The following is a 22,622-nucleotide window of genomic DNA, read 5'->3' as shown; positions in this document are numbered from 1 at the left end:
AGGGAAAGAGTCACATGAAATCGCTACTCGACCTGTTCAAGCAGTTCACGCCGGATGAGCATTTCGATGCCATCAAGATCGGCATGGCTTCGCCCGAGAAGATCCGTTCGTGGTCCTTCGGTGAGGTGAAGAAGCCCGAGACCATCAACTACCGCACCTTCAAGCCCGAGCGCGACGGCCTGTTCTGCGCCAAGATCTTCGGGCCCATCAAGGACTACGAGTGCCTGTGCGGCAAGTACAAGCGCCTGAAGCACCGCGGCGTCATCTGCGAGAAGTGCGGCGTCGAAGTCACGCAGACCAAGGTGCGTCGCGAGCGCATGGGTCACATCGACCTGGCCGCGCCCTGCGCGCACATCTGGTTCCTGAAGTCGCTGCCGTCGCGTCTGGGCCTGGTGCTCGACATGACGCTGCGCGACATCGAGCGCGTGCTGTACTTCGAAGCCTATGTGATCGTCGACCCCGGCATGACCCCGCTGAAGAAGTTTGGCATCATGACCGAGGACGACTACGAGGCGAAGCGCACCGAGTACGGTGACGAGTTCATCGCCAAGATGGGCGCCGAAGGCATCAAGGACCTGCTGCAATCGATCGAGCTCGACACCGAGATCGAGCGCCTGCGTGGCGATCTGACCGGCTCCGAAGTCAAGGTCAAGAAGAACTCCAAGCGCCTGAAGGTGCTCGAGGCCTTCCGCAAGTCTGGCATCAAGCCCGAGTGGATGGTGCTGGACGTGCTGCCCGTGCTGCCGCCGGACCTGCGTCCGCTGGTGCCGCTGGACGGCGGCCGCTTCGCGACCTCCGACCTGAACGACCTGTATCGCCGCGTCATCAACCGCAACTCGCGTCTGCGCCGCCTGCTGGAGCTCAAGGCTCCGGAAATCATCGCGCGCAACGAGAAGCGGATGCTGCAGGAAGCCGTGGATTCGCTGCTGGACAACGGCCGCCGCGGCAAGGCCATGACGGGCGCCAACAAGCGCGCCCTGAAGTCGCTGGCCGACATGATCAAGGGCAAGAGCGGCCGCTTCCGCCAGAACCTGCTGGGCAAGCGCGTCGACTACTCGGGCCGTTCGGTCATCGTGGTGGGCCCGACGCTCAAGCTGCACCAGTGCGGCCTGCCCAAGCTGATGGCGCTCGAACTCTTCAAGCCCTTCATCTTCTCGCGCCTCGAAGCCATGGGCATCGCGACGACGATCAAGGCCGCCAAGAAGGAAGTCGAAGCCGGCACGCCGGTGGTGTGGGACATTCTGGAAGAGGTGATCAAGGAGCACCCCGTCCTGCTGAACCGCGCCCCCACGCTGCACCGCCTGGGCATCCAGGCCTTCGAGCCGATCCTGATCGAAGGCAAGGCCATCCAGCTGCACCCGCTGGTCTGTGCCGCCTTCAACGCCGACTTCGACGGCGACCAGATGGCCGTCCACGTGCCGCTGTCGGTCGAGGCGCAGGTGGAAGCCCGCACGCTGATGCTGGCCTCCAACAACGTGCTGTTCCCGGCCTCGGGCGAGCCCTCCATCGTGCCTTCGCAGGACGTGGTGCTGGGCCTGTACTACACCACCCGCGACCGCATCAACGGCAAGGGCGAGGGCCTGATCTTCTCCGACATCGGTGAAGTGCAGCGCGCGCTGGACGCCGGCCAGGTCGAGCTCACCGCCAAGGTGGCGGTGCGCATCACCGAGTGGAACAAGAACAAGGACACCAACGAGTTCGAGCCCTCGACCTCCCTGGTGGACACGACCGTCGGCCGCGCGCTGCTGTCGGAGATCCTGCCCAAGGGCCTGCCCTTCAGCAACATCAACAAGGCGCTGAAGAAGAAGGAGATCTCCAAGCTGATCAACGCCTCCTTCCGCCGCTGCGGCCTGAAGGAGACGGTGGTCTTCGCCGACAAGCTGCTGCAGAACGGCTTCCGCCTCGCGACCAAGGCCGGCATCTCGATCGCCATCGACGACATGCTGGTGCCGCCGGAGAAGGAAAAGATCATCGACGACGCCTCGCGCGAGGTGAAGGAGATCGAGCAGCAGTACGTCTCGGGTCTGGTCACGGCCGGCGAGCGCTACAACAAGGTCGTGGACATCTGGGGCCGCGCGGGTGACGCCGTCTCCAAGGTGATGATGGCCCAGCTGTCCAAGCAGAAGGTCACCGACCGCCACGGCAAGGAAGTGGACCAGGAGTCCTTCAACTCCATCTACATGATGGCCGATTCGGGCGCGCGGGGTTCCGCCGCCCAGATCCGCCAGGTGGCCGGCATGCGGGGCCTGATGGCCAAGCCGGACGGCTCGATCATCGAGACGCCCATCACGGCCAACTTCCGCGAAGGCCTGAACGTGCTGGAGTACTTCATCTCCACGCACGGTGCCCGTAAGGGTCTGGCCGACACGGCCCTGAAGACGGCCAACTCGGGTTACCTGACCCGCCGTCTGGTGGACGTGACGCAGGATCTGGTCGTGACCGATCCGGACTGCGGCACCAGCGACGGCACCGCGATGCGCGCCATCGTGGAGGGCGGCGAAGTGATCGAGTCGCTGCGCGACCGAATCCTCGGCCGCACCACCGCCGACGACGTCCTGCACCCGGAGAACCGCAGCGTGCTGGTCAAGGCCGGCGAGATGCTGGACGAAGACGTCATCGAGGTGCTCGAAGCCGCCGGCGTGGACGAGGTGAAGGTGCGCACCGCGCTGACCTGCGCCACCCGCTACGGCCTGTGCGCCAAGTGCTACGGTCGCGACCTGGGCCGCGGTGGCCTGGTGAACATCGGCGAAGCGGTCGGCGTGATCGCCGCCCAGTCGATCGGCGAGCCCGGCACGCAGCTGACGATGCGGACCTTCCACATCGGTGGTGCCGCCTCGCGCGCCGCCATCGCCTCGAGCGTGGAAGCCAAGTCGAACGGCATCATCGGCTTCAACGCCACGATGCGCTACGTGACCAACTCCAAGGGCGAGCTGGTGGTCATTGCCCGTTCGGGCGAGATCATCATCCAGGACGAGCACGGCCGCGAGCGCGAGCGCCACAAGGTGCCGTACGGCGCGACGCTGACCGTCAAGGCCGACCAGCAGATCAAGGCCGGCACGATCCTGGCCAACTGGGACCCGCTGACCCGCCCCATCATCACGGAATTCGCCGGCCAGACGCGGTTCGAGAACGTGGAAGAGGGCGTCACCGTGGCCAAGCAGGTCGACGAAGTGACCGGTCTGTCCACGCTGGTGGTGATCGATCCGAAGCGCCGCGGCGCCGCCAAGGTGGTGCGTCCGCTGGTCAAGCTGCTCGACGCGCAGGGCCAGGAAGTCAAGATCCCGGGCACCGACCACTCGGTGGCCATCGGCTTCCAGGTGGGCGCGCTGATCCAAGTGCGCGACGGCCAGGACGTGGGCCCCGGCGAAGTGCTGGCCCGCATCCCGGTCGAAGGCCAGAAGACCCGTGACATCACGGGTGGTCTGCCCCGCGTGGCCGAGCTGTTCGAAGCCCGCTCGCCCAAGGACAAGGGCCTGCTGGCCGAGATGACCGGCACCATTTCCTTCGGCAAGGAGACCAAGGGCAAGATCCGCCTGCAGATCACCGATCCGGAAGGCAAGGTCTGGGAAGAACTCGTGCCCAAGGAGAAGAACATCCTGGTGCACGAAGGCCAGGTGGTGAACAAGGGCGAAGTCGTGGTCGACGGTCCGGCCGATCCGCAGGACATCCTGCGTCTGCTGGGTTCCGAAGAGCTGGCCCGCTACATCGTGGACGAAGTCCAGGACGTGTACCGCCTGCAGGGCGTGAAGATCAACGACAAGCACATCGAGGTGATCGTTCGCCAGATGCTGCGTCGCGTCGTGGTCGAGAACGCCGGCGAGTCCGGCTACATCCAGGGCGAGCAGGTCGAGCGTTCGGAGATCCTCAACACCAACGAGCGTCTCCAGCGCGAGGGCAAGATCCCGGCGGTCTACAGCAACCTGCTGCTGGGCATCACCAAGGCCTCCCTGTCGACCGATTCGTTCATCTCCGCGGCTTCCTTCCAGGAGACGACGCGCGTGCTGACCGAAGCGGCCATCATGGGCAAGCGCGACGAGCTGCGCGGCCTGAAGGAAAACGTCATCGTCGGCCGCCTGATCCCCGCAGGCACCGGCTTGGCCTACCACCAAGCCCGCAAGGCCCGGGAAGCCATGGACGAGGCCGAGCGACGCGCCATCGCCGATGCGGAAGCCGCCGAGCTGGCTGCCTCCACCTCGGACGAATCGGCGGACGCCACGGCCGACGCGGGCGAAGCCCCCGCCGGCGAGTAAGCCGCGAAGCGCATGGTCCTTCGGGCCATGCGCGTCCAGCGCAAGACGAACGCATCGACACCATGATCGCGTCACGACGCCCTCCCGCCCTCAACGGCGCGAGGGCGTTTCTTCATTCGACGCCCGGCGTTCTCCCGTCATGAACGGCTGGGCCAGCTCGTTGACCAGCTGGGGCGTGATCGCCATCGGCGTGTTCTGGTACGTCGGCGCCCACAATCGGCTCGTGCGACTGCGCAGCGCTGCCGTGCAGGCCTATGCGCAGCTCGATGCCGCGTTGATGGCCCAGGTCCAGCATGTCCAGGCGCAGCTGGCGCAGGCGCCCGCTTCCACCGAGGAGACGCAGCGGGGTCTGGATGCCACGCTGCGTGGTGCCTGCGGGCAATTGGCGACCTCGCTGGGCGCGGCCCGCCTGCGGCCGCTGCATGCGCCCACCATGGCGGCCTTGGGCACGGCCGTGCGCGCCTGGACGGCGGCCTGGCACCAGCATGCGCAGGCGGCGGGGCAGTCCCTGCCTGCCCTGGTGGCCGACGACTTGCTTGCCGGAACCGCCTGGCCCCTGCCGCCGGCACAGATCGGCGTGGCGCAGGCGCAGTTCAATACCGCGGTGTCGCAGTACAACGCAGCGGTCCGGCAGTTTCCCGCCCGGATCGTGGCCTGGCTGGCCCGCTTCAAGGTGGCAGCGCCTCTGGCCTGAAGTCTGGCGGCCCCGCCGCTCCGACCGGCGCGCTGCCAAAGCGGTGTCCGGGCAACCATTACCATCGTCGTCTTCCTTGCCCAAACCGATGTCCGTCGGAGATTCCTCTTCCCCCTCCGCCCCGCTGGGGCCGCCACTGTGGCGTCAGCTCCAGCTCGTGGCCGGCGTGCTCGCGGCCGTCCGTGGGGGTGCATCCGCCACGGCTGCGCTTGACGCGGTCGAGCCTGCCCTGCGCCCTGGCGTCCAGGCGATCGCCTTCCAGACCATGCGGTGGTTGGGCCGTGGCGAGGCGCTGCGGCGCCATCTCGCCAAGCGCACCCCGCCGCCCGCGGCCGACGCCTTGCTGTGCACCGCCCTGGCGCTGGCCTGGGACCCGCAGCGTGCGCCCTACGAAGCGTTCACGCTGGTCGACCAGACCGTCGAGGCGGCCAAGCGTCAGCCCCATACGCGCGCGCAAGCCAGCTTCATCAATGCCTGCCTGCGCCGCTTCCTGCGCGAACGCGACGAGCTGGTCGCGGCCACCGAACGCGAACCCGTGGCCCAGTGGAACCATCCCCGGTGGTGGATCGAGCGGCTGCGCCGGGACCATCCCCAGGCGTGGCAGCGCGTGCTCACGGCCAACAACGGCCCGGCGCCCCTGACGCTGCGCATCAATGCGCGCAAGACCTCGGTGGCCCGCTATCTGCCGGCGCTGGCCGCCATGCAGTTGCCGGCCCGCAAGGTGGCGGAGCAGGGGCTGGAATTGCGCGAGGCACGGCCCGTCCAGCAGCTGCCCGGTTTCGAGGCGGGCGAGTTCTCGGTGCAGGACGCAGCCGCCCAGCTGGCGGCGCCTCTGTTGCTCGAAGGCCTGATGCCGGCGGGTGCGGCGCTGCGTGTGCTCGATGCCTGCGCCGCGCCGGGCGGCAAGACGGCGCATCTGCTCGAACGCGAAGGCACCGCCCCGATCCAGGTGACGGCGCTCGAGATCGATCCCCAGCGCGCCAGGCGCATCGACGAGAACCTTGCGCGTCTGGGCCTGCAGGCGGATGTGCGGGTGGCCGATGCAGCCCGCCCCGAAGGTTGGTGGGACGGCCAGCCCTACGACGGCATCCTGCTCGATGCGCCCTGCACCGCCTCGGGCATCGTGCGCCGCCATCCCGATGTGCGCTGGCTGCGCCGGGAGAGCGACGTGGAACAGCTCGCCCTCGAGCAGGCCATGCTGCTGGCGGCCCTCTGGCCGCTGGTGCGGGTCGGCGGGCGGCTGCTGTACTGCACCTGCTCCGTCTTCCGCGAAGAGGGCTCCCGCCAGATCGACGCGTTTCTTGCGCACAACACCAACGCACGGCTGTTGCCTTCGCCCGGCCATTTGCTGCCCCAAGGTGGTGCCGGCCCTCGCGGCCTCCCGGACAATGCGTTGGGTGAGCACGACGGATTCTTCTACGCGCTGCTTGAGAAGCACGCCCCCTGAGCCGACGAGGCGGCGACTGCTGGCGGGCGTGCTGGCGGCGGGCCTGCTGGCGGCCCGGCCGGTTTGGGCGCAGCAGACGCGGGCCGAGCTCACGCAGCTTCGGCTCGAAGCCACCGACGACGGCATCTACCTCAGTGCCGCCGTGCGTTTCGAACTGCCGGCGGCGGTGTCCGACGTGCTGGACAAAGGCATCGCCCTGCATTTCGTCGCCGAAGCCGAGCTGTTTCGCGAGCGCTGGTACTGGACCGACCAGCGCATCGGCCAGGCGACACGCTACATGCGGCTGGCCTATCAGCCGCTGATGCGCCGCTGGCGTCTCAACGTGTCGCCCACGCCGATCACGCCCCTGGCCTCGAGCGTCATGCTTGGCCAGCATTTCGACACGCTGGAGGAGGCGCTGGACGCGCTGCGTCGCATCGGCCGCATGCGCCTGGCCGACGTGGGCGACGTGGGCGAGGGCGGGTCGCATCCGGTGGTGTTCCGCTTCCGGCTCGACACCTCGCAGTTGCCGCGCCCCTTCCAGATCGGCTTGGTGGGCCAGTCCGACTGGAACGTGTCGGTGGAGCGCAGCACACGCCTGCCGCTGGAGCCGGCGCGATGATCGAAACGCAGCCCGGCGGCCTCGGCGGCACCCCGCGCCGACGCTCCCGCGCGCGGCGCTGGGCCGTGGGCGTGGCGGCCGCAGCCATCACGGCCCTGGGCCTGGTGCTGATGTTCCTGTTGGCCCAGTCCACCAACAACCGCGATCTCTACGAGCAGAACTACACGCGGCTGTTCGCCGTCAACGTGGTGGTCGCCTCGCTGCTGATGCTGGTGCTGGTCTGGGTCGCCTTCCGCCTGACGCGGCGGCTGCGGCAGGGCAAGTTCGGCAGCCGGCTGCTGATCAAGCTCGCGGCCATCTTCGCGTTGGTGGGTGTGGTGCCCGGCATCCTGGTCTATGCGGTCTCCTACCAGTTCGTCGCCCGCTCCATCGAAAGCTGGTTCGACGTGAAGGTCGAAGGCGCCCTCGACGCCGGCCTCAACCTGGGCCGTGCCACCCTCGACTCGCTGTCGGATGACCTCGCGGCCAAGGCGCGGACGGCGGGCAGCCAGTTGGCCAACACGCCCGACACCAGCCTGCCCGTGGCGCTGGACCGGCTGCGTGAACAGCTCGGCGCCAACACCGTGCAGGTGTGGTCGTCCACCGGTCAGCTGTTGGCCAGCGCCGGCTCGCTGAGGTTCGAACTCAATCCCGAGCGGCCCAGCCCGCAGCAGTTGCGGCAGGTGCGGGCCGACCGTGCCACCGCCCGCATCGAAGGGCTCGACGAAACCGCCGAGTCGGGCGCCTTGTCGTCGTCGCGTGCCGTGGTCAAGGCCATGGCCCTGGTGCCGCGGCCGGGGTTCGAACTCAACGAGCCGCGGTTTCTGGAGATCGTCCAGCCGCTGCCGCCGGCCATCGTCGCCAACGCCCTCGCCGTGCAGGAGGCCAACCGCGAATACCAGGAGCGCGCGCTGGCCCGCGACGGCCTGCGCCGCATGTACATCGGCACGCTCACCCTGTGCCTGTTCCTGGCGGTCTTCGGCGCCGTGCTGTTGGCCGTGCTCTTCGGCAATCAGCTGGCGCGACCGCTGCTGGTGCTGGCCGAGGGCGTGCGCCAGGTGGCCGCCGGCGACCTGCGGCCCACGCAGGTTTCGCGTGCGCGCGACGAGCTGGGTGGTCTCACGCGCTCGTTTGCCGTGATGACGCAGCAATTGGCGGAGGCCCGCGCGGCAGTCGAGCAGAGCATGCAGCAGCTCGACGCCGCCCGCGCCAATCTGCAGACCATCCTGGACAACCTCACCTCGGGCGTCATCGTGCTGGACGCCGCGGGCACCGTGCTGTCGACCAACCCTGGCGCGACCCGTGTGCTGCGCGCGCCGCTCGCGGCGTACGAGGGCCGGGCGCTGGCGGAGGTGCCAGGCCTGGCGGACTTCGCACTCGCGGTGCAGCGGCAGTTCGATGAACTCGAGGCCGACGCGCTTCAGCATGGCCTGGACCACTGGCAGTATGCGTATGAACTCCATGCCGTCGGCATCGGGGTGGAGCGCAACGCCGTCAACATCGTGGCCCGCGGTGCCCAACTTCCTGGGGCGGCGCGCCTGCTGGTGTTCGACGACATCTCCGAGATCGTCTCGGCCCAGCGCAGCCAGGCCTGGGGCGAGGTGGCGCGCCGGCTCGCGCACGAGATCAAGAACCCCCTCACGCCCATCCAACTGTCGGCCGAGCGGCTGGAGTTCAAGCTCAGCGGCAAGGTCGCGCCGACCGAAGAGGCGGTCCTGCGCAAGTCCGTGAAGACCATCGTCGAGCAGGTCGATGCGATGAAGCGGCTGGTGAACGAGTTTCGCGACTATGCCCGGCTGCCCGCGGCAGAGCTCAAGCCGCTGGACCTCAATGCCCTGGTCGGCGACGTGCTGCAGCTGTATGCCGCCGAGCACGCCGGCGTGCCCGTGCAGACCGAACTGGATGCGCGCTGTCCGCCGATCCGCGGTGACGCGCAGCAATTGCGGCAGGTGATCCACAACCTGTTGCAGAACGCGCAGGACGCGACCGAAACCGCTCACGGCGCGTCACCCGTGCTCATCCGCACCCGGCTTGCCGACTCAGGGCAGCGCGTTCGTCTGGTGGTGCAGGACGGCGGCCACGGTTTTGCGGAAAACATCCTTCAGCGTGCCTTCGAGCCCTACGTCACCACCAAGAGCAAGGGCACGGGCCTGGGTCTTGCTGTGGTCAAGAAGATCGCAGACGAACACGGGGCGCGGGTGGACCTGTCCAACCGGATGGTCAATGGCGCGGTGGTCGGCGCACAAGTGTCGCTATCATTTGCCACTGCTGCCGCACCATCGGGCGGCGGCACGGCGCCCTCCGCTGCCTCATCGCCTGCCTGAGCGCCCCAGGCTGCAGCAAGCAAGAGAACCCTCCGCATTCATGGCAAACATCCTGGTGGTCGACGACGAACTGGGCATTCGCGACCTGCTGTTCGAAATCCTCAATGACGAGGGGCACAACGTCGAACTGGCGGAGAACGCCTCGGCGGCGCGTGCGGCACGGCAACGCGAGCGTCCCGACTTGGTGCTGCTCGACATCTGGATGCCCGACACCGATGGGGTGACACTGCTCAAGGAGTGGTCGGCCGCGGGTCTGCTCAACATGCCCGTCATCATGATGAGCGGACATGCCACCATCGACACAGCGGTCGAGGCCACACGCATCGGCGCCGCCGCGTTCCTCGAAAAGCCGATCACCCTGCAGAAGCTGCTCAAGGAAGTCGAGAAGGGCTTGATGCGCGACGAGGGGCGCCGGCCGCCCTCGCTTGGCGTGGTGCCTCCCTCCGCCCCGTCATCCCCTGCCGTGGCGCCACAGCCGCCAGTTCCGCCGATCCTGGCCGTGCTGCATCCGGCAACGCCGGAGCCCGGTCCCCAGGCGCGGCAGACCTTCGACCTCGACCGGCCGCTGCGCGAGGTCCGCGACGCTTTCGAGAAGGCCTATTTCGAGTTCCATCTGGCCATGGAGAGTGGCTCCATGACCCGCGTGGCCGAGAAGACGGGGCTGGAACGGACCCACCTCTACAGAAAACTCAAACAACTTGGCGTGGACCTGTCCAAAGGGAAGAAAGCTGCTCTATAATCTGAGGCTCGCCTGATATTCAACGCAGGCAAGCCTCTAAGGCCCGGTAGCTCAGTTGGTAGAGCAGCGGATTGAAAATCCGCGTGTCGGTGGTTCGATTCCGCCCCAGGCCACCAAACACCTACGCCTAGTCCCTCCGGACTAGGCGTTTTTGTTTGTGTGACAAGGACTTGGCTCCGAAATGTCGCCCACAACGTTCCAAGTCGTCCCGTTACATCCCGCGTTTGCCCGTACCCCGAGCCGTACCCTAGAGTGATCTCGTGAAAAACACCTTCCGGGGGTACGGGGTACGAGATGGGACTGCTGAGCGAGACGCAAATCAAGGCGACCAAGCCTGGGCCGAGGGAGTTCTTCCTCAATGATGGCGACAACCTGTTCTTGCGCGTGCGCAGCAGCGGGAAGGCCTGGATCTACCGCTACGCCAAGGACGGGAAGACCGTCAAGCTCGGGCTGGGGCCGTACCCGGCGGTGACGCTGGCGCAGGCGCGCGCCAAAGCCTATGAGGCCAGCAGTCTGCGCGCGGGTGGACAGGACCTCAAGGAGGTTCGCCGGCAACGCGAGGAGCAGGAGCGTGTTGCGGCGCTGAACACCTTTGCTCTGCTGGCGCGTGCCTGGGTCGCCAATGCGAAGAAGGACAGGCAATGGTCGAGCGGTTACGCCGACAAAGTCATCCGACACCTAGAGATCCACGTCTTCCCCTGGGTTGGTGACCGGCCCATCGAGAAAATCGCTCCGACCGAGATTGTGCGATGCCTGCATCGGATCAAGGACCGCGGCAACTTGGAGACGGCTCAGCGCGTACGAGAGGCAGTACAGCACGTGTACCAGTACGCGGTCGACGTCGGTGCTCTGGAGCCGGCTGGGAGCTTCGTCAACAAGAACACCGGTGGCCTGCCGGCGCCGCGAAGCCGGCACTACGCAGCCATCACCGATCCCGTGCAACTCGGGCAACTGTTGCGCGACATCCGCTCCTACAACGGTTCTTTCATCACGCGCTGCGCCCTGCGGCTGGCGCCGATGATCTTCCAACGCCCTGGCCAGTTGCGTCTCGCCGCATGGGAGGACATCCGTCTTGAGGATGAGTTGTGGCGCTGTCCGCCTGAGAAGATGAAGTTGCGCGAATGGCAGAAGCGCGACAGCCGCACACCGGCGCATTTGGTGCCGCTGCCGCGCCAGGCAATGGAGATCCTGCGGGATCTGTTTCCGTTGACCGGTCCGATCGGGCCGGTCTTTCGCAGCATGTCGCGCCGTTCGGAGAAGAGCCGCTACATCAGCGACAACACCATCAATGCCGCGCTGCGCAGCATGGGCTACGACACCAAGGAGCAGATCACAGGTCATGGTTTCCGGGCCACTGCCCGGACCATGATCCGGGAGTACCTCGGATGGGCGCCCGACGTTATCGAGCGCCATCTGGCGCATGTGTCGGACGAGGAACTAGGCGGCAGTTACGACCGCACGACCTTTCTGGTGCAGCGCAAGACGATGGTGCAGCAGTGGGCCGATTTCCTGGACGATCTGGAGGCCGGAAGGATGCCTGTGCAGGACGGAGAAAATGTGCTGCAGTTCGTGAGGACACAAAATCACTCAGCCCCGCGCGCCTGATGCGTCGCTTATATAGGGGCCTTTGCTATGCGGGCATCCAGGCTGAAACTATAGAGCTTGTCTCGAACTACCTCGGCGAGTTGATCGTTGCCAATGTGTTCGCAGAGGCAATATCGCTTCCATGTCGTCTGAGAGGGCGTAGAACAGTTTGAGTTCAGCCGAGCAGGCGGTAATGGTAGCGAAGGAATCCAGGGAAGAGAAGAGATCGTGCGACATGGTCGGCTCCAGCGATCGGGCGGGATTGCCCGAGACCGGAACCGGCACGCCGCAGCGCAGCGCTCAAGGCTCGAAGACGGCCGCAAGGACGCCAGCGCACAGCGTGCGCGCAGGCCTTTAACGCGAGAACGGGGCGACACCCTGAAGGGAACAGCAAGCCAGCCCCCCACCACGCCCCCTGTATTGGCAAGCCCAGCGCGCAGCCCTCATCGAGGGCGAGGCGTCAGCGATAGGAGTCGGAGGGGCGAGACGCCATGGCGGCTCGATGCAACGCACGTATAGCTCGGCCCGGCATGACATGCCGGGGGATACAAGAATTGTTGTTCACAATGAACGGAAAGCGACTTCTTCGGATGCTCTCCATCAACATGTCTCAAGCGCGCTGTGTCGACTTTTGCGCATCTGCCAGCAGCATCAATGCAATAGCCATTTTGCGTCCCGAGGCGCCCGAATTCAGCAAGGCGTCGAGCATCGAATTCGCACGGCGTGCGTCTTGGCACTGGGTGTCATCCATGGCTAACTGCGCCTTCGAAGAACCAACCCATATTCCTTGCTGATTCAATCCACGTTGAGCTAGTTCTTCTCGTGCCAACTGATTGAGATCAAGTTTGCCGCTTGAAGCCGCGACCAACACACGAGACGGAACGTGTTGCAAAAATTCAAGTTCATCAACAGCAAAACCACATGTCGTGTACTTCATCTCCGGTTTCCTTCACGCGACACCAGTTCACAGATAACCATTCCGCCTCGCGATCGCCTCTCCATAACATTGGTCGCACGCACCAACAAAGTGTTGACTATTGGTCATCCGACATCGCAGGCAATGGCTTGACCTGTATGCGCCGGGCCCGTGGCGAGGATCGGTCCCTAAGATACCCATCACCTCGTCCCTTTAGACTGGTCAGCGCTTCCGGGTCCATATGGACGTTTGGCGCGTTCTTCTTCGCCTCCTTGACATCCATCGGCTTGAGCACCAACCAAGTGGCAGCATTGGCCTTCACTTCCGATCCAAAGTGATCACTCATCTGCGATGCAAGGATCATCCCCAGGCCAAACTTTCGGGCTTCTGTGAACAGAAGGTTCAAGATTCGATCTGGTGCATCTGGATCACCGCCACCGGTGCTCAGAATTTTGGCCTCGTCGATGATGACGAAAAGCCGGAAGCGCTGCCTGTCATCGCTGGGCTGGACGGGGATGGGCCCTCGAAGGCGAAGCACTCTGAACAGTTTCCGAAGAAGGGTCTCGGCTGTGATGTAGCGGACCTCATCCGTCAGTTTACTTAGGTCGAGACGGAGATTCGAGGACAGAATGTCCTCCGCCGATACATGTTCGCTACGATGGAATATCGGATGCTCAAATATTTCACGAACCGCGGCGAGACAACCCTCAATCGCGGATCGCTGACTCTTCCTGCCATCGTCGGCGGCCCAGTCCTCCAAGATCCGCTCGACGTCAGCAAAGGTCGGTGGAGCATTGCGCCATGTCCCAGGGTCAGAGTCGTCGAAACCCGCAGCAGAGTACGCGTCTTCCAGTGCCTCACGCAGAATGCTGTTCTGGCGGTGACCGAGCGCAGGCACCGCGTTGCGAATCATGTCGCGCAGCACCTTGCGCTGGTCATACAAACCCGTCTCCTCAGCACTCTGCGAGTCCAGTTCCATCGGGTTTACACCCGCAGTGCTCGAAGTCCCGGACGAGAGCAGTACTGAACGCAGGCCAGGAAACTTCACATCGCCGTGGAAATCGAGCACCAGCACTGGCACGCCGAAATCGCTGATGTTCTTGCCCACCACCTTCAAGGCTTCGGTCTTGCCTGAACCGGACGATCCAAGAATCAAGAAGAACCCGTTGCTTTGCTTTCCAGGGTTCCAGCGGACCACGGATTTTGAGTTCGCCGTCTCCGAGCCCAGTTCAACTTCCAGAAGTCCCGACGGAGCATTCTCTGAGGCCGATCCTGGATTGGAAGGGACCACCTCCGCTGCGTCGCCAGCCGTGCTTTGCCTAGCCATGGAAGCCGTGTTCGGACCGGCCGCAGGTGTCTCGATCTCTGCTGGCAGTCCTTCGGAAGTATCGACGGGCTTGGTCAAGCGTTGGAAAACCACGCTGGGCTCAAGACCTTTTGAAGCACCTCCTCCTGCGTTGCCATGACCTCGACCTGACAAAGGAAGTTCCTCCTTCGTGATCTTCGTCGCGGTCAACGCCAGACCGACATCGGTGGCCGCCAATGTGTTGATCTCGACTGGGATACCAAGCCTTGTCGTGACGCTCAAGGACTCAGTGGTCACCACGCTCGCCAATTGCACATGAACAATGCGGGCGGCGAGTTTGACGGAGATACTGCCGTTGAACAGATCGTGCAGCAAGCCATGCCACCGTTCAATGTACTCAGCATCCAGATCGCGTAGGAGTGCGGTATACAGATGCTCTCGAACGACCTCCCGTCGTGGCTTCGCCAGAGGCGAAAGGTTGGGACCACCAAACACCTCGGCCAGAGCATGCAGGGTCGCCACTACCTGATCCACCGCATGACCCGCGACAATGCCGTCCTTGACGGAGTACGGCGTGCCCTCATCGTGCGTCTTGACTTCGATGACGTCGATGACCAACTCGCCGTTTTCTTCGCGTAACCCGATCAAGTCGGCCTTTTCATTGGAGTGACCGCCCGCGGTCAGCCACCTACGGGCATTCTGGGTGTCCAAGCTGACGGCCAAGCCACTGGGCTCGCGCCGCCTATACCAGCGCATGGCAATGAGTTTGCCAAGCGCCCCTTTGACATGCTTTGACTTGTCACCTCCGACCAAACCCAGGATGCCGTTGGGTTCCATGGCCACCAAATCGCGAACCAGTTCTTCCAGCGTATTCGGATCCGCCACGAAATGCGTCTTGCGCAGTTGTTGATCCAGTCTGCGAATGAAGGGGCTTAGGTCGCGCCCAAACGTCGTCAACTGGCGAGCACCTTCGATTCGGCGATCAACAACCTCTGCGTCTCCCAGCCGGGGGACAAGCACACGGTGCGGATCGGCAACGACGGTCCAAGTGCAGCTTTCTGCCAGCTGGTCCAGCCAACTCTTGACGGACGCAACTTGCGGTTGGTGGGTCGCCGTGGTCTGGCGCAGTTCGCGATGGACCAGGGTCGCAGTGGCGAAGTAGGTGGCAAATACCTCTTCTTCCGCCACCGGAATGATCGTGATCTGCTTCTTCAACTTGTTGTAGCGGTATTCGCAACTGGGCATCCACGGGCTCAGATCGTGCAGGCCAGCTCGCGCTACAAGCGCAGTGCGAACCTCGAACGGATCAAATACGACACCGAGATGGGCCGGCAGCTTTCGAACCTCTTCGATGACCTGAGGCCACTTCTTCACTTCTGGATCAACGGACAGGCTGACAAGCCCTCGCTCCTGGCCCGCCCTGATGCGATCTTTCAACTGATCATCCATGTCCTCCAACTCGCCGGTCCACCCTCGCGTGTCATCCGAGGTATAGCGCAAACGAATGTGAAGGCCCCAAAAAGTATCTTCGGTGCCCTGGTTGTCCAGATCCAGCACATCAAGGAGCACCTCGATGAACCGTGCAGGACGCGGAACATTGACGAAGACCACCTGCAAGCCAGGTCTCGCGAACGGCCGCAATTGTGCGGCGAGAGCGGCCAGGAAACTGACCGACTTCAAGCCGTCCGGCTCCAGGACGCCTCTAGGCGCCTCCTTGAAGAGAGGGAGATGAGCCACGGCGCCGGCATGACCCAGCAGTGATGGCTGTGCGGTAACAGATTCGATCTTGGGAAGGATCAACACATTGAGCAGTTGAAGATCCTCTGCCGACGCCGCAATGAGCGTTGATCGCTCCGTCTCGGACAACCGCCCGCCAAGTGCTTGCAAGTCACGGACGATCGCGACGCTGCGCCATAGATTCAGGGGGTGAAGCGGCGATAGAAGAACCTCTGGAATGCCCTCCCTTCGATAGACATACAGTTCCATCGACAGCAGCCAATGCACGACGCGCTCAGCTTCGTCCATGGCCTGGGAGTACATCTCCTGGAATGCCGCCTGAAGTTGCTTGAGCAATTGGTCGTAGGCCTGCAGATACTCCATCGCAGCATTCAGAGCATCGGGGCGACCGGCCAGAACAGCAACCGGCGAGACCGTGAGTTCCGCGGCCACCGGCAGGAGCCGTCCTCTCGCGCTCGCCAGTGAAATCGCAAGATCAAGACAGGCGGCAGGCGCCAATTCCGCTTCGACAAACTCTGAGAGCCACTGCTGGAACTCCTGGAAGACGAACGGTTGCCAGGCCTTGAACGCGGCCACCTCCATAAGCGCATCTATACGATCAGACTCGATGTCGATCACACCACCCCACTCCGCATGGGTCGACCTGGACTTGACCAGCGCGATGACGTTGGCATTCACGCTGGTAACGGTCTGCGTCGGCAGCGCACCGCTGTCGCCCTTGCCCTCAGTTCCGCCGAGTGGTTCATCCTCTCCCACGGTCTGGTCATTCTCCGCCTGCTCTGCCAACACGGTGACTTGCTCAGCGAGGTCAGACAGTTTCTCGTTGCCGCCGTCCAGCAGAAGTCCAGCAACCACAGACTCGACCGGAACCTTCCCTCCGTCTTTCTTCGCACCTCCAATTTCAGTTCCGGGGTGGGCTGGTGAGATTTTCCCCCGCCATAGCGTCATGACATCCGCCAACTCGATGTCGATCAATGATTCGGCCGTTCGATCATTGATGGACCGCAGACGTCTGCGGATCGCGTTGAATTTTCCCTTGTCGCCCTTTGGAAGCGCGCGACAGAAGACGGCGATACGATCCCAGTCATCGGGAGCGCCATTGCTCACCGTGGCCAGGGTCTCAGCATTGGACTTCAGCCGTCGCACCACCCGCCCTTCACTGGATTCATCAGCGAGATGGGAGTCGGGAAACAGCCCGAGTGCGTGCAGTGCCGCTGGAGCCCTCACGGAACGCTCAAAGGGACTGAACCCTTTGAGGACATCGGCGTAATTGGCGATTGCACGTAATGACAGGCTTGGTCCACGGCTGGACTTCAGCGCATCCCACAGCGTCCGAAGCCATAGCACTTCGGCCTTGTCTCGCTGCTCATCACACAGGCGCGCAATCAACGCGTTTTCGCTCAGGACACGAAAGTCCTTCAAGGAAGCCTGCCTGCTCAAAGGTCCATCTGCGAGCACCACGATGGTCTTGAGTTTTTGGTTGCGCCACTGAACGGCGGTCTCTTCGTCCGAAGCCAGAAATTCTGCGAACTTCGGGTACAGCGAACGGAATCCAGTTACTGCATCGTGCTGACCGACGAGCGAGATGCGCAATCGTCCTTTCATTCTTGTGAAAAGGTCCGGGAGCGCCGCCAGGAAGTGGTCACGATCAAATCCCGCGGGATCCTGCGTCACAACGCCAAAATCCTCTCGTGTTACTGCCGCTTCGAACTCAGCCAGCAAGAGGTCTGCAATATGGCGGTTGACGTTCATCGCGATCTCACTCATGGTTTGCCTCCAGCAAGCCGACAACCGCGACGCTGTCGGCAAGACGGCGAGCAAGGCCGATAGATTCCAATCGACTTAGGAAGCGTTCGCTGTTCTCGCTCAAGGCGCGCGCGGGCACCGTCGCACCGATCTCCGCCAGCAACGCCCTGTCCTCCGTGCGACCGCCAACCACGATGGCCCACTTTTGCCTAAGCAAATCCAGAAAGTCGCGATACTCCAACGGAGGTTGATCGACATCGATTGTTGAGGCGACCAACACCTCAAGTGTCCGGTCTGCAGGATTCAGCCTCTTGTTCGGGTTCTTTTGCGCGGGATATAGAAATCCGGATCGGATTCCCAGAAGTCGCAGATATCCATCCAACCCTCGACTCGAAGATCCCTCCGCTTGCCGAATCAGTTCTTCCGCCACCTCCAGAGCAATCTCCTCAGGATCGTCGTGCTCTTGAGAAATGTCCTGCAATCGACGCGCGATTGAACTTGAATCATCCACTGGCGCGAACCCGGCATCCTGGAGGAGTCCATTGAGCGCGGAAACCGGATCGCTATGCCAACTGGAGGATTGAGCGGCGAGAAGATCGGCCACGACTGATGCCATATACAAACGTGCATCTCCGATCAATTGCGAGATGCAGCGGGTACTAGCCGTCACCGTGGGCGACGAATGATCGCCCGAAGCGTCCAGTAGAAGGACCCGCTCCGGCCTGCCTGCACGCTCCCGAGGTCTACTCGCGGCGTGCATGAACATGGAGAGTGCCGCGAGAAGAATGACACGCTGCAAGCTTGCAATGGGGTTGGGATTGAGTTTCCGCTCGTAGGCCGCCAGTTTGTCTGCCGCATCACGCAAAGCCAACTCGACTGGCGAATAGCCGCTCTTGAGATCCTCACTGTCTACCGGCGAGACCAGTTTCTTACGCGTGGAGTCAACCAGTGGAGAGAGAAGAGCCGAGAGATCATCCATGTCGGCGGGATTCTTGTCCGGATTGGTCAGGCGCGATAACAGATTGAGAATCTCCAATCTCTGGCTGGAGTCGTGCCCACCCCACAGGCGATGTATGAACAGGCCGGCTCCATCATCCGATGGATCCCCCGTTACGGTCAGCGCCGTCGGCGACGAAAAGGATGAGAACTCCGGTGACTTCCCAAAAACCGCGCCGTCTGCACCCAACAAGGTACGAATGAGCGGGAGCACCTTGGTCATGAGTGCAGATGACTTCAGATCCGCGGCCTCTCCCAGCGCGCCCCAGCGGTCACGCTGGCCATCCACGAGGGAGCGAACAGCGGCCACGCGTTTGTCGAGGCTGTTTTTCGGAAGTGTCGCTTCGAACAACTGTTCGAGCACCGACATTCTTCCAACACCTTGGTGTTCCGCGCGCATCAGTGCATTGGCGATGTGGACAGGCTTGATCTTGGCTTCCATCACCTTATAGCCATGCCTGCGCTGAACCTCATCAGTGATCACCTTGCGGAGTTGTGTACTCATGATTTCTCTCAGGTGGCGGAGTCGAAGCGACGGTTGATCAGATCCACAACTACGGTGGTGCGCAGTTCACTCTGTGGGTCGACAACATCAACGGTACGCACGTCGGGGCTTTTTTCACCGTATTGAGAAAGCGTGTCGTTGAACTGTCCCAGTCGTCTCGCGACTTCGTTCTGTCCATCCGCAAGCGATCCATGAATCAAGCCTTCCAGAAGTTCCGGATCCACGACAAGGCGAGCAAACCTCGGATCATCCGCCGAAGCCAGCAGAAGGTGGCTTGCCGGTTGTTCGCCAAACGCCTTGCGCAAGACCGGAGCCAATTCAGGCTTGTAGAGCCGGAGGCGGTTTCGATTGACTGCCAGACCAGAGACCATGGCCTGGCTGCGCGTGCGCGGCTGGTATGAAAGGCGAGTCCAGAGTCGGAGCGCATCTGATTTGGTGTCACCACCCCTGTTCCACCAACGGTTGATGAGGGAGATCAGGCGACTCAGTCGGATCGCCATGGCGATCGACGTATCTTGCAACTCCGCGAACAGTTTGTTGGCATCTGAAAAGTCAAACAGTTGCCCATTGACATGTTCGAAGTACCAGCGGCGCTTGAGTGCTGTGAACTCGTCGGCAAAGTTGCGTTGCTCTTTTTCCGCCACCTCATCGAGGTTTCTCTGCAGGACCGGCAACTTCGCGTGCCCTGCAAAGTCGCTGGGGTCGATCGTTCCGCGCCACAGATGCTCGTCAACTTGTGGGTTGGTCTGTTTCATGGGATCGATTCCCCGATTCAGCAGTTCGAAGATGGCTCCCTCCCCCTCGAAAGCGTTCCAGTAGTACCTGGAGAATTCCCCGTAGCCGGCCTCTTTCAGCTCTTCGCGCGATTTCCCGGAAAAGATGCAGTAGGAGACGAAGGCAAGTGCCTCGCGGAATGTGATCTTCGCGCCTGCGCGCCCCACTGTTGTCAGAAGCTTCACCATTCGCGCCCGCGGCACGGGTGATCGAAGCATCCTTCGGTTGTAGTTGATGACCGAGTTCTCTTCAGAAGCACAAGCCTCGTACCAGTGGTCGTCTGTCAGTTTGTCGATGATCTCCCCCGCAAGATCTGGAGACAAAACTCGGCGATGACTCAGGTCAAGAATGACTGTTTCACCTTTCTGAGGTTTCCAACTTTCTTCATCGTCGGGTGATGAGGCCTCCAGAGGCTTGTAGGTAACCAGGCGCAGCAGTTGAGCCCGGATGTCCTCCAGCCACCGATGCTTCCCGCGAAACTCGCGCACCAGATCCACCAAGGGACCTTCGTTGATGGCAATGCAGAATGGCTTTTGCTCGTCGCGAGCTGCTTGCCAGCGTCGAACGATCTCCGCGGACGAGAGTTCGCTGGCATCAGTGACCACGTCAGCATCCTTCAAATCCTTCTTCATCAAAAGGATGGCATGCGTCTTTCCGTCGCCAGCGTTTCCCGTAATAACCACGGACCCACCCGTTCGAACAACCTTCCGAACCACTTCTTCCAGATTCGTCTTAATGTTCAGTTCTTTGAGCCGTCCGATGCTGACGTGATCGCTGAACGCACTCTCATTGCGATACAACAGGCGGATGAACTGCAGACGATCGTCCGCCTTGGTGTCGCTTTGCATGTCGTTCCTCTCTCCAATGGCGGGTTTGAGCATGAGTTGCCTCTGCGTGCTGCGAGGTTCTGGTCGATCTGGAATTAGCCGTGAGACGCGCTCCGTTAGAGGCGTTGAGTGAGCCACCGCATCCAACGCCGGTGAGTGGTCCAGGCGTGAAGCCAGCCACCTTGACATCCAATGATCTGCAATCTTCTCCTCGGCTCCCACCGTCTGGGGATCGATGCCATAGCAAGACTCAGCGTCAACGCCGAGGAGAACTCGCTTCAGGTTCGTCACAAGTGGAACGCCATAGATGATGCGCGGCGCGCCATGCTGAAGAAGGTTGGTTTGATTGAGTCCGAGATGGGTAAAGCCTTCGCGCAGTTGGCGCAGTTTCGGACTTTGCCCTTCTCCAAATACAAAGTTGACGTTTCGAAAGCCGCTGGCCTGTTCCGCGATCTGTGCCAGGCCAAGTTCGGTCTCGGTGGAGAGGTTGGGGGATCCAAAGCCCTCGGTCCTTCCCAGTTGCTCATACGAGATGGCAGCCGTCTGGCCTTCCAGCGTACCCTTCGGAAGTTTGACTCTGTTGTACTGAGAAGAATGATCGGTGTAGAGACTCGTCGTCCCCAGAAAGGCCAAGTCCGGATCCTTGGTGACGGGACGGCCTGCCATCTGGCTGGCAATGATGCTGACAGTGCCGCCGTAGCGTTCACGGTAGTCGTTGACCACACGCGGACTCATCATCATCATGCACACCAGTTTCCCACCCAGAAGATGGTTGTACGGAGCGACGGCACCACACACGGTGAGTTCCATCATGCTCGTCGCGGAGAATCGCTTCTTTAACTGCTTGATGACGAGGTTGAGCGCCCAGGCCCCATGGTCAGTCGCTGCAAGATCGCGCAAGCTTGCATGCCAGATCGCGATGGTCCGGTAGGCTCGCAGAATTTCCCGTGCTGCACGCGCACGTTTTGAGCGATACAAGGGTGTTTTGGTCAGTTCCAGAAGCCGCTTTGGCGTCAAGTCATCTGGCCTCTTAGGAGCACCTTCTTCGTCGCCCTTCAACGCATCTTCTCTATCCCTCAGGGCATCCTGTTCGATCACCGCCAATCTGCTCAGGGTTTCATCGTCTACGCTGTGATCAATGCGGCGATCAACGGGCAGGTCCTCCCGATATATCTGGTCGAAGTCCTCTTCGAGGCGTTCGCGAAAGGCGCGCAGGACTTCAACATCAGACACCACGCCTTGTTCGATCAGGCCCAACAGTCCATCGACAGTCCAACCAAGCGCCCGATCCCGCGGCGTCAGTTGCATGACGGTGTTTCCAAGTGCCGTGATCCCGATCACCGGATGATTAGGTTGCGCGGCATCGCGAATCAGATAGAACAGATTGCGACCGGGGCTGGACCGATATCGTGTGCTCCAACTGTGGCGGAAGTAGCGCCACACGTCGATCAATCTCAGATTCGTGAATTCATCCCGTTCGTCGCTGACCAGTTGTGCATAGGGACGGCAGATACTTTGCAGAAGCGCCTGGCGCTCGTGCAGTGGCACATTGGCAATAGGCCTCAGTTGTTCCGACAATCTCCTGCCGTCAGCGATCAAGTCAGTCACCGGCCTGCTTGAGGAATGCTTGGACGGCCGCTCCATCGAATAGATGAATCGGCGGTGGGAATCTTCCAGAAGTTGATCGTCGCGGCCGAAAAGAAGTTGTTGGCGAATCAAGTGTTTGCGCGCTGCGGGATCCATGTGCTTGGGCGGCCGTACATAGATATGGTGCGCAGTCGTATGGGTTTCCCACCCGATGGCAATCAGGTCACGCAGCAAGGTCGTCGCGACCCTTGCTTTCAAGGCGGGTAAAGTGGTGGTGTCAAGTGAGTTCGCATATTCCGAGAGCTTCTCGACAGCATCCTCTTTCGAAAGTTTAGAAAACCTTCGAAGATCCACATACTCAGCCCCGTCGCCGTCGATCTTCGGATTGAAGAGGCGCCAGTCGTCGTCTTTCGTCACGGCAATAAATGGCCGCTCGTCGGCTTTGAGTCGGCTAGATATGATGTTCTCCACTTGTCGTTCTCGTTGACATCGACCTCAATTCACGAATCAATTCCCCCGTAATCCTGCGAAGGTACCACGCGAACACGTTTTGATACAGGCAACCATCCGTGGATGGCACGCGTCATGCGAAGGTTCGAGGTGCGCCTCG

The 22,622-nt window shown here is 62.3% G+C and carries 11 protein-coding genes and 1 tRNA gene; 8 read left to right on the top strand and 4 right to left on the bottom strand.

All coding sequences use genetic code 11. The features are described 5' to 3' along the window. The first annotated feature begins 14 nt into the window (after positions 1-14). The 8 genes from rpoC (at position 15) to BXA03_RS24350 (ending at position 11,639) form a co-directional block, all read left to right on the top strand. Positions 15-4,250 (top strand): DNA-directed RNA polymerase subunit beta', encoded by a 4,236-nt coding sequence (rpoC, locus tag BXA03_RS24385; protein ID WP_076511763.1) that lies wholly within the window; start codon positions 15-17, stop codon positions 4,248-4,250. Positions 4,251-4,389: 139 nt separating this feature from the next. Continuing rightward, positions 4,390-4,944: a LemA family protein gene (locus BXA03_RS24380; RefSeq protein WP_076511762.1), complete on the top strand. Its 555-nt coding sequence runs from the start codon at positions 4,390-4,392 to the stop codon at positions 4,942-4,944. 88 nt (positions 4,945-5,032) lie between these two features. Continuing rightward, the gene (rsmB, locus tag BXA03_RS24375) at positions 5,033-6,391 is read left to right on the top strand and encodes a 16S rRNA (cytosine(967)-C(5))-methyltransferase RsmB (RefSeq protein WP_200803430.1); all 1,359 of its coding nucleotides are present in this window, start codon (positions 5,033-5,035) and stop codon (positions 6,389-6,391) included. Continuing rightward, the gene (locus BXA03_RS24370; protein ID WP_076511761.1) at positions 6,372-6,992 is read left to right on the top strand and encodes a DUF4390 domain-containing protein; all 621 of its coding nucleotides are present in this window, start codon (positions 6,372-6,374) and stop codon (positions 6,990-6,992) included. Before rsmB ends, BXA03_RS24370 begins: the two co-directional genes overlap by 20 nt. Then, positions 6,989-9,295, top strand: a complete 2,307-nt coding sequence (locus BXA03_RS24365; RefSeq protein WP_076511760.1) for a sensor histidine kinase — start codon at positions 6,989-6,991, stop codon at positions 9,293-9,295. The genes BXA03_RS24370 and BXA03_RS24365 overlap by 4 nt, the downstream gene beginning before the upstream one ends. A 40-nt stretch (positions 9,296-9,335) precedes the next feature. Further along, entirely contained in the window at positions 9,336-10,034 is a 699-nt protein-coding gene (locus BXA03_RS24360; RefSeq protein ID WP_076511759.1) for a response regulator, read from the top strand. 40 nt (positions 10,035-10,074) lie between these two features. Then, a tRNA-Phe gene (locus BXA03_RS24355) sits at positions 10,075-10,150 on the top strand. A 178-nt stretch (positions 10,151-10,328) separates the two neighbouring features. After that, positions 10,329-11,639, top strand: coding sequence for a tyrosine-type recombinase/integrase (locus BXA03_RS24350; protein ID WP_076511758.1), 1,311 nt, complete (start codon positions 10,329-10,331; stop codon positions 11,637-11,639). A 589-nt stretch (positions 11,640-12,228) separates the two neighbouring features. On the opposite strand, the gene BXA03_RS26730 is transcribed toward BXA03_RS24350, so the two are convergent. From BXA03_RS26730 to BXA03_RS24335, 4 genes are all read right to left on the bottom strand, one after another. Next, positions 12,229-12,555, bottom strand: a complete 327-nt coding sequence (locus BXA03_RS26730) for a hypothetical protein (protein ID WP_143476440.1) — start codon at positions 12,553-12,555, stop codon at positions 12,229-12,231. A 97-nt stretch (positions 12,556-12,652) separates the two neighbouring features. Then, positions 12,653-17,344 (bottom strand): ATP-binding protein, encoded by a 4,692-nt coding sequence (locus BXA03_RS24345; protein ID WP_083716435.1) that lies wholly within the window; start codon positions 17,342-17,344, stop codon positions 12,653-12,655. Next, positions 17,337-18,824 carry a hypothetical protein gene (locus BXA03_RS26725; RefSeq protein WP_143476439.1) on the bottom strand — a complete coding sequence of 496 codons (1,488 nt, stop codon included), beginning with the start codon at positions 18,822-18,824 and terminating at the stop codon, positions 17,337-17,339. Before BXA03_RS26725 ends, BXA03_RS24345 begins: the two co-directional genes overlap by 8 nt. A gap of 8 nt (positions 18,825-18,832) precedes the next feature. Continuing rightward, positions 18,833-22,483, bottom strand: a complete 3,651-nt coding sequence (locus BXA03_RS24335; protein ID WP_076511755.1) for a Druantia anti-phage system protein DruA — start codon at positions 22,481-22,483, stop codon at positions 18,833-18,835. Positions 22,484-22,622: the final 139 nt, after the last annotated feature.

Origin of the sequence: Pseudacidovorax sp. RU35E, assembly GCF_900156165.1 — a bacterium.
Taxonomy (GTDB): Bacteria; Pseudomonadota; Gammaproteobacteria; order Burkholderiales; family Burkholderiaceae_C; genus Xenophilus.
This window is presented reverse-complemented; position numbering and strand designations above follow the sequence as displayed.